Genomic DNA, 333 nt, shown 5'->3' with positions numbered 1-333 from the left:
GAACATATAAGTTAATGGCATTGATAACGGAGACGCCTTCCAATGCCATCAGACGCTCACAATCAGGGTGTAGTTTTACTGCTTGAGCCAAACACTCATCGTAGGCTTTAATACGATTAATCGTTAGTAGACAGGCTTGCCAGGTGGCATGAAGCGCATCTCTAAAGGGCATACTAAAGCCATTGTCGGCATCTTCTAATGTACGCTGAACGGCACCGCTCAAGCCGCCTCTACCTTTGACAGACGATCCGTGAATATTAAATTCAGCGAGGAGTGCGCGAACCTGATTCTGTAGAGCAATTTTCTGTTTAACGGCTAATTCACGCATTCTCA

Annotated in this window: 1 pseudogene; it reads right to left on the bottom strand. The window is 45.6% G+C overall.

Annotation, left to right across the window (positions count from 1 at the left end):
* A pseudogene (locus JW499_RS21930) lies at nt 1–333 on the bottom strand (IS110 family transposase); the annotation flags it as partial.

This window comes from Amphritea pacifica (genome assembly GCF_016924145.1).
Classification (GTDB): domain Bacteria; phylum Pseudomonadota; class Gammaproteobacteria; order Pseudomonadales; family Balneatricaceae; genus Amphritea; species Amphritea pacifica.
This window is presented reverse-complemented; position numbering and strand designations above follow the sequence as displayed.